This is a genomic window from Aphanizomenon sp. UHCC 0183 (assembly GCF_009712065.1).
Taxonomy (GTDB): domain Bacteria; phylum Cyanobacteriota; class Cyanobacteriia; order Cyanobacteriales; family Nostocaceae; genus Dolichospermum; species Dolichospermum heterosporum.
In genome coordinates, this window is record NZ_VILC01000113.1 from 1 (window position 1) to 11,818 (window position 11,818).

Consider the following 11,818-nt stretch of genomic DNA (forward strand, 5'->3'; position numbering starts at 1 on the left):
ATTGTGTTCACCTACTTAGTTTAAGTTGAGTGATAGATAAATAAAACCTTTAAAAATATTTATTTATACGGTTAAAAACTGTAAATGCTCTCCGGGTTTTGATAAGAAAGTATCAGGAGTTCCTTGAATTTGGACTTGACCTTTTTCTATGAGAACAATCCAATCAGCCCGGTGGATAACGCTGGGACGATGGGTAATTAAAATTGTGGTTTTACCTCTGCGATATTCCAAAAGCCGATCTAAAACATTAGCTTCACTCATAGGGTCTAATCCGGCGGTAGCTTCATCTAAAATTAGTATAGGTGGATTTGTGAGAATGCCGCGAGCGATCGCTAATCTTTGTCTTTGTCCCCCAGAAAGATTCGCCCCAAACTCCCCTAATACGGTTTGATATTTATTAGGTAATTGACTAATAAAACCATCAGCGTCAGCAATATCACAAGCTTGAACTATGTCTTCAAAAGAAATATGAGGTGTACCCAAACGGAAGTTCTCCAAAATTGTCCGACTCCAAAAATGAGGTTCTTGGGGAACATAAACTACTTGTTGTCGGTAACAATCTAAAGCAATATCTTGGATATTAAAAAAGCCGATGCGGATATTACCAGAATCTGGTACATATAACCCAGCTAATAATTTAGCTAAGGTACTTTTACCACAACCAGATTTACCAATTAAGGCAATGACTTTTCCTCCAGGAAGCTGAAGAGAAAAATCATCTAATAAGTCAACTCTACCTGCGTGATGAAATTGGAGATGAGAACAATTAATATCTGCCACACTAGAAATTTGTGCAGTTGGTTTTTGACTTCCTCCGACTACTTCTGGTGTGGCATCAATAACTTCTAACAATCGAGAAACTGCTGTTTGGGAACGAAAATATTCATCAACAAAGCCAACTAATGAGTTAATTAAACCTACAACATTTACTTGTAAAGCATTAAAAGCTAACATTTGACCGATGCTTAAATTGCCTTGAATTACTAACATACTTCCAAAGCCTAGTAAGATAACACCACCAATTGTAGAGATAATTTTAGCAATAGTCCCGTTAATAATTGCTATTTGCACCGTGCTAAAAGCCAGATTAGCTAAACGACCAAACCGACTTTGAAATTCATCCCAAAATTGAGGAGCAGCATTTGTAGTTTTGATTACCTGTGCGCCTTTAAATGTTTCTACTAAAACACCTTGATTTTCTGCTCCTAAAACTAAAAGACTGCGGGTTTTTTGTTGGAGAATGGGTAAGAAAGGTAAGGTAGATAAAGTCATGCAACCAGCAACAAATAAAACGGCTATTGTTAATTGCCAACTATAAAATAACATTAAGCCAAAAGAAATTACAGCGATAAAAAATTGGCTAGGTAAAACAATCACAATCTGTGATACTAATTGATTAATTTCGCCGATATCTCGCAGTCGGCTAGTAATTTCTCCACTTCGACGGGATTCATAATAATTTAATGGTAATTGGAGAAGTTTACGACCAAATTCTAGAACTAAACCTAGTTGTAATCTTTGTCCAAAATGAGAAATCATTAAGGCTTGAAATACTTGCAATCCTCCGCCAAATAAACTCATAACAACAACAGCGGAAACTACAACAGTAAGTAATTGTACATCTCCACGCACGAGAACATCATCTGTTAATAATTGAATCAAAACCGGAGTTCCTAAAGCTAGTAAACCCAGGACAATATTAATCATTAAAACCTGAGCTAGTAAGCCACGATAGGGTAAAAGCCTGCGAAAAAAGCGCGTTATTCCACCTTTTGATTCTTCTTGGGGTTGTTCAAAAAAGCGGTCTGGATCTGGCTCTAATAAGAGCATTACCCCATCCCAAGCATTGGTTAATTCTTCTTTTGTCAGATAACGAATTCCCACAGCCGGATCAGCAATAACGTATTTTTTTCCCTTTTTACCATATAAAACAACCCAATGATAGCCTTGCCAATGGATAATTGCAGGTAATGTAATTTCTGTAATTCTGTCTACAATTTCTGGAGAAGCTTTGACTGCTCTAGCATTAAAACCAAGATTTTCTGAACCTCTTTTTAACCCTAATAATGTTGTTCCTAATTGTCCAGTACCAACAGCTTCTCGACTTTTAATCATACTTAAAAAGCGTCCATAGTGTTTGGTAATAGAAACTAAACAAGCTGCTCCACAGTCTTCTTCACTTAACTGTAAAACACACTGATAATCCTGATGAGATTTGAAGATATTAAACATAATTATTCAGAAGAATTTAGGTTAATTAACGCTTGTATTGGCTTGAGTTATTGCTTAATTCTGTCTACAATTTAATTTATGAATTGGTGATTAATTTGCTTTTTCTGAGGATGAATTGTAGTACAGTTTCTTGACGAGAAATAATATCAGCACGCCCTTCCATGCCAGATTTGAGATAACATAAATGATTACCTTTTCCTAAAAATAGACTTTGTGGTTCAATATTGATTTCGTAAGTAGCTACCTGGGGGGTGCTGATAATAGAGTTATTTTGTGTAGTTGCTAGAACATCTGGTGCAATTGTTTTTACAGTTCCTTTAAGAGTTCCATAGTCTGGATAGGGACAAGATGAAACCTGCATTTGTACTGCTTGACCGGTTTTTATTTTGTCAATATCTTTAGCCGAAACGTGAGCTTTGATGATTAAAGGGGCATCCAAAGGAGCAATTTGAGCAAGAGCCTCACTAAGTTGTACAACCTGTCCAGAGTTGCGGAGTTTGAGTTGCATTAGTGTACCATTTGTTGGGGAGCGAATTACACTTTTATTCAACTCATTTTCTAGTTGTAGTAATTCTTGACGAGTGCGAATTTGTTGTTTTTGCAGCTCTAGACGTTGCTGGATTAATAGTTCCCGTTCTTTTTTTAAAGCTGCTAAATTGCCCTCACCTCTGGCTTTTTCTTGCCTAATTCTTTCCGAAGCTACTGTTACACTTGCATTACTGGGATTAATGCCAATTTTTGCTTTTTGTATGTTTATTTGTGCTAATTTAACAGCTTGTTCTTTTTCTTCTTGGAGATTTTTAGAACTAGATTTGGCTTGTTCTAATTTGGCTTGAGCAGACTTAACAGCCTGTTCTTTTTCCTCGACTAAATTCTGAGATATTGCTCCCGATTGAGCTATATTCTGCAAGCGATCGCGCTGTAATATAGCCAGCTTTAAACCTGCTTCTGCTTCTTCCACAGTGGCTATTAATACCTTTTCTTTTTGTAATCTTGCTAGTTGCTCCTTTGCTAAATTTATAGCTACTTTAGCTTGTGTCATTTCCGCACCGGTTTTAATTTGCTGATCTTTATAGTTGCGTTCAGTGCCAGTTAATTCGGCCTGTGCAGCCATAATGGTACGGTCATTTAAGTTAGTCTGAGCAATTATTTGAGTATTGATTTGATTAATTTGAGCATCAATTTGAAGAAGTTGTAATTGACTTTGCTGAATAGTATTTTGCAGTTGTTTTTTCTGAGACTGGAGTTGGGAGTCATCAAGATAAGCAATTATTTCTCCCTTGTTTACTACCTGATCTTCTTTAGCTACAATTTTTTTAATAGTTCCCGTCATTGCAGATTCAACTAACCGTAATTCTCCCAATGGTCGGATAGTTGCTGGGACTTTGACTGTGATGTTGTAATAGAGAACAGATGTGAGACTCACAGCAACTACAAACATCATAATCATCACTCCCCCACCAAGATGAATCCATTTACCAATATGGGGGAGAAACTCATTAGTTTCTAGTATATGCAAATCTTCTGTAGTTGGATTATTGAAGTTATACCAAGAATTATTATCTTGACTCTGTAAGGAATTCACGGTATTACACCTTTGATTAGGACTAAAATAGTCTAACCTAAGATAGAAATTGCTAATATCATGCAATCAAACATCAACTATCTCAGGTAATAAATTATTAGGAATAAAAACAAGCAAACTTCTGTGTTCACATCGTGAAAAATAATTGGATGATAGGTTATAATCTAGTGAAGGGGGTAGAGATAGTTCTTCCGCTGTTATGTGGGAATTGCTTTCTCAAATCTTTAACGCAGATCAAGCATTAAGAAGAAGTAGGGAAAAGCTCAAACTTTCTCAAAGTCCTCACTTACATTGAGCAAGCTTTTATCATTTCCCTTACCCCCTTTTGTTCTCGCCAAAGGTGTTGACTAGTACAGGTTGGCGTAAATAAACCAACCATTCTAAGTAAGTGGGTGTTGAAAATTGTCGTTATGGCAAGGCAAAAGGCAAGAGGCAAGAGTGAAGAGGGTTTAGACGATTTTACGTTTCTTTACACAGTTTGGTTTTATTGTGTTCACCTACTTAAATCCTCCAAAAGCCTATACTGTCTTCATTTTGACTTTTGACTTTTGACTTCCGCCTTGCGGTACTAGCCGTGCGGAGTGGTGGAAATAACTAACCATTAAAAACTCACAAAAAGCTGGTGCAAGTTGCTTTTTGAGTTTTCATGTTTCAATTTTCCATCCCACTCCGCCGCGCCAGTTCACTCCTGGTTTAAGATTAGGTAATTATAGGCTGACTAGCCCATATCTACGCAAGAATGCCTAGAGATCCAACTCCACTAGCAACTGGAGGAGTGGGAACTGCGGGTACAGTCGTTGTTGCTGTTCCATCACCTGGTAGCACCGCTGGACCTAAAGCCCCAACGGTGCTGGGGGGTTCTGCACCTAAGCCTAAGAAATCTTGTCCCGCAGTTAGGATAGTATTAGACTTACCTGCGGAAGTAGCACTGCTACCTTGAGGACCGGAGACGCTTGATCCCATTAAAAGCGATCCCTTGTTAGCATAGTTACTAGAAGCTAGTTCAAAGTCAGCCCCACCAGTCACTATTTCTTGCTGCTGATCAGATAAAGCAACAATCAAATCGGATGCGTCCATTTGATTTAACACAATTATTAGCCTCACTTACAAAATTAGGTGTTTCATCACCTAACAACTCAACTATAAGCATTGTTGCCTAATAATTCATAAACCTACGGGTAGAAAGTAAAGTTTGCAAATTTACCTCTAAAAGTAGAGACAAAATAGGTTGTAATTATTAAAATAGTATTATTAATAAATAAAGATAAATTCTAGTTCAATAAAACCTGCACGATTCTGCATAGTATTTATTTTTTGTTTTTCCAGAGAACTCTGAATATATATATTCGTTAAGTTTGACAATCAACAAAAAATTAAATATCTATATTTCTAGATATCTAGGGCTTACGCATTGACAAAGTTTTCTAAATATGTAATGTGGATTTTATCTCTTGTAGGGTGCGTCAGACCTAATAATTTGGTAAAAAACAGATTTCTTCTATCTGACGCACCCTACTCAATAAGTTATTCCCAAAGCCGAAAACGACGCAATTTCGTTCATTCATATGATGGTAAGTTAGTGAGCGTGCGTAAGAGGGTGTTTGAAAAGTTATGGTTGATGTATCAAATATTTTTTACCCCACCCTAACCCTCCCCTTGTAAAGGGGAGGGAACTGGATTTTTATTGTTTCCCCCCTTTACAAGGGGAAAGGGGGGTAGCAATGTGATGAAAATTACGGAATACCACTTTTCAAACATCCTCTAAGTCCTAATATCTCTAATTTTATAAATATCATTTTGGCTATATCAGGAATTAATTAGTAACCCGATAGTAACTGATTCAATAAATAGGCACAGGTGGCACTACCGATAGGAACTGTTAAATTATCTATTCCCAGAAAAGAAAAGGCTTCTAAAATCGTAGCGATTGAGGCAATAATTAAAGAAACTATCCAGGTTTGCCAAATACTACCTTGGGTAACAAGTAAAATGGTTACACAAATAAAATAACTGATTAAAGTCACTGTTAAAGAACCTTCCCAGCTTTTTTGAGAACCGAAAACTATATATTTATGTTTGCCAAACCGTTTCCCAATTAAAGCAGCTAATCCATCTCCCCAAGCCATAGTCATAATTCCTAAAACAGCATATTGCGGTTGGTGTAAATGCCAAAAAACACCTACTAAAACACCGATACTCACAGCATAGAAAAATGTTCCCAAACTTTGACGACCAACACTATTAATACCAGGAAGAATGGGGAATTGATAAGATAATAAGGTGATGATACTCGCAAAAACTGCCGCTGTAATTCCCACATAAGCAGGAATATCTAACCACCAAGCAATTAAAATCACATTACCTGTGCCAATATGCACGATTTTACGAATGATTTCTGGTTCGCTATCAGTAAAACGACTAACTACCCAAGCAATGCAGATAATCAATCCTACCCAAGCCGCAGCGGTGGCAATTGGCAGCGACAATGGGGAAAGGGTTTCTAAGCTCATGAATGTGTTAAACAATGAGGAAATAGGGGTATTTTTAACTTTAATTCTACTTTATGGGATTTGGATATGGAAATGTTATTGATTTGGCTAATTAAGGGTTATCGCTTATTTATTTCTCCCTTATTTCCCCCTACTTGTCGCTTTCAACCTACTTGTTCTATGTATGCGATTCAAGCTATTGAACGGTTTGGGGTATTTCGGGGTGGTTGGATGGCTATCATGCGGATTTTACGCTGTCATCCTTTTCATCCAGGAGGTTATGATCCTGTTCCAGATGCGAAAGCAAAATCTTGTTGTGAACATGAAGAGTGATCACGGATTTAAGGGATTACTGGATTACACGGATGCTTTGTTGAAACCACGTAAGTATTTAGCTATAGCAAGATCCCCGACTTCTGACATTAATTTATAATTTGCGGACACAATAAATAAAAGAAGTCGGGGATCTTATCGCTAGTTGTATAATACTTTATAGTCATTTAAAATAAATAAAAAAATCCAGCCTTTTAACAGTACTGCTAACCTACTTAAAATGCGACCTTATTACCAAATCCCCATTATTGAATGTGGTGAACCTTTAGTTAAGATTCCTCTAGAATTGTTTGCGGTGGAATCTCCTCACCCTTATCAAAAGTTAGGTGCTAACTACGGCGGACATTCACCTTATTATTTGCGCCAAAGTGTTGTTGAAAATTTGATTCAGGCGCAAAATAATTTACAGTTACTATGTCCTAATTGGTATATTCAAATATTTGATGCTTATCGTCCTGTGGCTGTGCAGCAGTTTATGGTAGATTACAGCTTTGGGGAAGCGTTGCGAGAACGGGGTTTGACAGAAAAGGAATTATCACCCCAGCAACGGGAAGATGTATGGAAGGCGGTTTATGAAATTTGGGCTGTACCCAGTTTGGATATGAAAACCCCTCCTCCCCACAGCACGGGGGCTGCGGTAGATATTACTCTAGTCAATGATCTTGGGGAAGTTGTAGATATGGGTTCACCTATTGATGAAATGTCCGATCGCTCCCATCCAGAATATTATACTCATAGTCATCAAGAGTATGATGCTAACCGTCAACTCTTACGGGATATCATGTTAAAAGCTGGATTTCAACGCAATCCTAGAGAATGGTGGCATTTCTCCTTTGGTGATCAAATGTGGGCTTGGTTATATAATCAATCTCATCCCGAAACTCTGATGACGGCACGTTATGGAAGATTAAATTCAGATACATCCAGGAATTTTCCATAGGTTGTGTTACAATGATAAACGTTACTAGTGAAGCAAAACTTCATAGTTTATGTTGGAGAGGTGTCCGAGTGGTTGATGGTGACGCACTCGAAATGCGTTTTGGGGAAACTCAACGGGGGTTCAAATCCCCCCCTCTCCGTTGAATTTATGTTATGACTGCGGCTTTTCTTCCTTTCGTTGCTGAATTTCCGGCGCTGGGTTTTGCTTGGTTTCCACAGTGGGAACTACCACACCCGAAGAATTTTCTGGTTGAGATTCCTGGGGTGGAGTCACTACGGGAGGAGGTTCTGGTGCTGTATTTTCTGGAGGTGGAGAAGCTTTTTGGGATTCTTTAGAATCGCGCAGGGTATCCATTAAGGATGGTGAGGAAGTCACAACCGGTGTTGATTTCTTGGTGGTATTGTCGGGATTTGGTGTGGGTTGAGAGTTCTGATTCTCAGCCGTTGTTTCTTGAGAATCGCTAGTAGGAATTGGTTCTGGAGAAACGCGAAGATTCTTACGTTTTCTCCGCAAACGAGGTAATGGTACAGATTGATTGAATGAGGAATTTTGAAGTTTTTGATTTGCAGATGATGGTGATATTTCCACAACAGGTTTAGGTGGAATAGGTTGATAAGTAGATTGTGCAAAAGATGGTTTAGGTGATGATTGTAAATTGGGTTTTGATAATATCCGCGTCATGCTAAAACCTGCGGTAGCTGCAACCAAAGCAATACTAATGCTAATAACTCCCTTGGGTATACCTGTTTTTTTGCCAATGTTGGCGATTTTTGATGGTGTGGACAGGGGATGAAAAGTAGCTTTTTTAGGTGAATATTCTGATTTTAAATCCGATAAATTAATCGTGGGGATTGCTTGGGTAGGTAAACTTGGTGATGTGACAGCCAGCCTATTTTCTGGTAAAAGTTGCAGCCATTCTGCTACTGTGGTGGGGCGAAATTGTGGTTCTACAGCCATTCCTCGGCTAACTGCTTGATTAACAGCCGCACTCAGATGAGGTTGTAATTCACGAGGAGAAGGCATTTGTTCTCGGTCACGCAATAATGCAGGTATGGGAACTTGTGCTGTCAATATTGCATACAGGGTTGCTGCTAACCCATAAACATCTGTGGCTGCTGTGCGCTGTGCTTGAGTTAAATACTGTTCAATGGGTGCATATCCCTCGCTGACTAAACCTGTATGTGTCTGTTTTGCCCCATTATTAAATTCTCTGGCAATGCCAAAATCAATTAGCACTACTTCCTGAGTTCCTTGACGCAAGATAATATTATCTGGTTTAATGTCTCTGTGTAGCAACCCGTTATCATGAACTACCTGCAAGGCTGCGCCTATTTGGCGGATATAATGAATGGCTGTAGCTTCTGGTAAGGGTATTCCTGGTAAAATAAATGCTGCGCCTAAAGTGTCTCCGCGAATGTATTCCATTACCATGTAAGGTAAACTGTCTTCTTCAAAAAAGTCGCTGACTCGGACAATATGAGGATGAACACAAGCGGCTAATCTCCTGGCTTCATCTTGAAATTGGCGCTGAAATTTGGGAAAATCGGGATGTTGCCGCAACCTTTCATTGATAGTTTTCATCACCACTTCTTGATTTAAATAGTGGTGCATAGCTTTGAAGGTAACACCAAATCCGCCCCGCCCTATTTCCTGGAGGATGGTATATTTTCCATTCTGCAAAATTGTTCCTGCTAACATAGGGTTTTTTCAGTCTTAAATAAGCAGATAATTAATTGGGTTATATCATTCCCATCTATTATGGCAAGGGTTTTAGATTCTGCTCAAATATTGTGAGATATCAGTAACTACTTATTTTCAAAAATATGAGGATAGGGTTTAAAGTATTCAAAATTTGTATCTTTTGAATCGCAACTCACCATAATATCAGGTGGACGTGAGATCAGCAAAATGTGTGAAAAAAAGAAAATAAGGCTGAAACCATTTTTCCCCCTGCCCCCTGCCCCCTGCCCCCTGCCTTGTCCCAACGACTATTTTTAACACCAACCTACCTATTCCCTATGCTGAGGCTAGAATCTGTTAATTTTTATAGGCGGTTACAACATCAACACCAATACCCAATTTTACAGGATATTTCCTTTAGGGTATCACCGGGCGATCGCCTAGCCATTGTCGGTACATCCGGCGCTGGGAAAACTTCTTTATTACGCCTCATCAACCGTTTAAATGAACCCACAAGCGGCAAAATTTATCTTCAAAATCAGGAATATCGGCAAATACCCGTTATCCAACTCCGTCAACAGGTAATGCTTGTCCAACAAGAATCTAAGTTATTGGGGATGACAGTTGGGGAAGCCTTGGCTTATCCTTTAGTTCTGCGTGGTCTACCAAAGCAAAAGATTCAGGAACAAGTCAGTTATTGGCAAGAACAACTGCAAATTCCTGAACAATGGTTAGGACGAACCGAGGTACAACTTGCTGCTGGACAAAGACAGTTAATTGCGATCGCTCGCGCCCTAGTTACCGAACCCCAGATTTTACTTCTAGATGAGCCTACATCAGCCTTAGATACTCCCACATCCACTCACTTAATCAATATACTAACTCACCTAAATCAACCCCATTCCTCGGCAATTTTGATGGTAAATCGCCAAATAGATTTAGCTCAAGCATTTTGTACCCACCTCTTACATCTTCAACAAGGTCAATTAGTAGTCAATCAACCTGCTGCTGAGATAGATTGGAGTAACTTAGCAACCAGCTTAATTCAAGCCGAAACTCAAGCACTAGCAGAATGGACTTAAAGCACATTCTGATGTTATGAGGTACAGTTTTTTATCGCAAAATTCGTAGGGGCGCAGGGCCTGCGCCCTCCATTGCGCCCTCCATTGCGCCCTCAATTGCGCCCTCCATTGTATTTCATAAGAACGAGAATTGCTGTAACTCATTATCTGTTCCCTGCTCCCCTTTCCCTGTTTCATGAACTTTGAGTAAGTAGTGAGACAGAATTAATTACACAATGTCATTGCGTAAGCGTTGCGTGGCGTTAGCCATATGGAACGAAGTGAAATGAAGCAATTCCAAGGGCTGTGATTGCTTCCCTTCCCTCGCAATGACTGTAAATATTTTTGTCCAATTACTTAGTTAGTACAGGAATTTGATTAGTAAATCTTTCTCTTGGTAATTTTGTTTGTGTTTGTGGAACATTAACATTCAAAATTTCCATGTTAAATCTGTATCCCACATTGCGGATAGTTTGAATTAAACTGGGTTGACGTGGATCAAGTTCCACCTTCTTCCGCAACGATAAAACATGAGTATCAATGGTGCGTGGGTTATCAATAGCGTCAGGCCAAGCACGACGTAATAATTCTGATCTACTCAAAGGCACTCCTCCAGCTTGTGCCAAAACATACAATAAACTGAATTCCTGGGGCGTTAAATCAATAAACTCCCCTTGAAACCGCACCCGACGCTGAACTAAATCAATTTGCAAACTGCCATAATCTAAATAGGCTGGTGCAGTAGGTGTCCGGTTACGGCGGATAATTGCCTCAACCCTAGCCAAAAATTCCTGCATTCCAAAAGGTTTGCTTAAATAATCATCCGCCCCCGCTTTTAACCCCGTCACAATATCGGCTTCGTTCGTACGAGCAGATAACATAAGAATTAAAGGCTGTTGTTGACGATGTAACCAGCGGCAAAACTCGACCCCATCACCATCCGATAAATCCGCATCTAGAATGACTAGAGTGGGTTGATGGCTGATAAACACTTCTTTTGCTTGGTAAATACTGGCAGCTTGATGAACTCGGTATTCTAGTTGTTGCAAGTGCCAACCCAACAACGACCTCAGATGGGGATTCCCCTCAACAATTTCTATACAAACCGAACCCACAGTGGTAAAACCCCTTAGCGTTGATGAATCTCAAATTAACAATCTCATGGTTAAGGTTTTGTAGTTTTTGTTACTTCAATAGACATATTCTTCACATTTCCCTCAAAAACCTTGCACAAAATTTATTTTTTACTTTATTTACAGCCAAACTAGTAGCTTTATTAAATTTTTATTACGTTTACATTATATCTATCTTACAACAGCAATAGGTAAATAAAATTACTTTTCTATCACTTGTAGCGGCATGAACTAGTAGTCTGTCAACCCGAAAATGACGGGTGAAGGCAAGTAGGGGGCAGGGGGCAGGGGAGGTGGGGGAGGTGGGGGAGGTGGGGGAGGTGGGGGAGGTAGGGGAGGTAGGGGAGGTAGGAGAGGTAGGGGAG

At 39.2% G+C, this 11,818-nt stretch carries 9 protein-coding genes and 1 tRNA gene; 4 read left to right on the forward strand and 6 right to left on the reverse strand.

The genetic code is table 11. From position 1 onward, the window contains the following. Positions 1–63: 63 nt before the first annotated feature. From FJR37_RS23325 to FJR37_RS23340, 4 genes are all read right to left on the reverse strand, one after another. The gene (locus FJR37_RS23325) at positions 64–2,232 is read right to left on the reverse strand and encodes a peptidase domain-containing ABC transporter (RefSeq protein ID WP_168467243.1); all 2,169 of its coding nucleotides are present in this window, start codon (positions 2,230–2,232) and stop codon (positions 64–66) included. A gap of 76 nt (positions 2,233–2,308) precedes the next feature. After that, positions 2,309–3,817, reverse strand: coding sequence for an HlyD family efflux transporter periplasmic adaptor subunit (locus FJR37_RS23330; protein WP_168467244.1), 1,509 nt, complete (start codon positions 3,815–3,817; stop codon positions 2,309–2,311). A gap of 729 nt (positions 3,818–4,546) precedes the next feature. Next, positions 4,547–4,906, reverse strand: a complete 360-nt coding sequence (locus FJR37_RS23335; RefSeq protein ID WP_168467245.1) for a CTB family bacteriocin — start codon at positions 4,904–4,906, stop codon at positions 4,547–4,549. Between the two features lie 728 nt (positions 4,907–5,634). After that, positions 5,635–6,327, reverse strand: a complete 693-nt coding sequence (locus FJR37_RS23340; RefSeq protein WP_053537921.1) for a diacylglycerol/polyprenol kinase family protein — start codon at positions 6,325–6,327, stop codon at positions 5,635–5,637. 66 nt (positions 6,328–6,393) lie between these two features. On the opposite strand from FJR37_RS23340, the gene yidD reads away from it, so the two are divergent. The 3 genes from yidD (at position 6,394) to FJR37_RS23355 (ending at position 7,718) form a co-directional block, all read left to right on the forward strand. Then, complete coding sequence (gene yidD, locus FJR37_RS23345; protein WP_168467246.1) at positions 6,394–6,639, forward strand: membrane protein insertion efficiency factor YidD; 246 nt, start codon at positions 6,394–6,396, stop codon at positions 6,637–6,639. Between the two features lie 220 nt (positions 6,640–6,859). Further along, on the forward strand, positions 6,860–7,579 hold the full coding sequence (locus FJR37_RS23350) for a M15 family metallopeptidase (protein ID WP_168467247.1): 720 nt from the start codon (positions 6,860–6,862) through the stop codon (positions 7,577–7,579). A 54-nt stretch (positions 7,580–7,633) separates the two neighbouring features. Beyond that, positions 7,634–7,718, forward strand: a tRNA-Ser gene (locus FJR37_RS23355). An 11-nt stretch (positions 7,719–7,729) separates the two neighbouring features. Here FJR37_RS23355 and FJR37_RS23360 read toward each other — a convergent pair. After that, complete coding sequence (locus tag FJR37_RS23360; protein WP_168467248.1) at positions 7,730–9,277, reverse strand: serine/threonine-protein kinase; 1,548 nt, start codon at positions 9,275–9,277, stop codon at positions 7,730–7,732. Between the two features lie 320 nt (positions 9,278–9,597). Between FJR37_RS23360 and FJR37_RS23365 the strand changes: the two genes are divergently transcribed. Further along, entirely contained in the window at positions 9,598–10,341 is a 744-nt protein-coding gene (locus FJR37_RS23365) for an ATP-binding cassette domain-containing protein (protein ID WP_168467249.1), read from the forward strand. 332 nt (positions 10,342–10,673) lie between these two features. On the opposite strand, the gene FJR37_RS23370 is transcribed toward FJR37_RS23365, so the two are convergent. Beyond that, entirely contained in the window at positions 10,674–11,435 is a 762-nt protein-coding gene (locus FJR37_RS23370; protein ID WP_027403339.1) for a response regulator transcription factor, read from the reverse strand. Positions 11,436–11,818 lie beyond the last annotated feature (383 nt).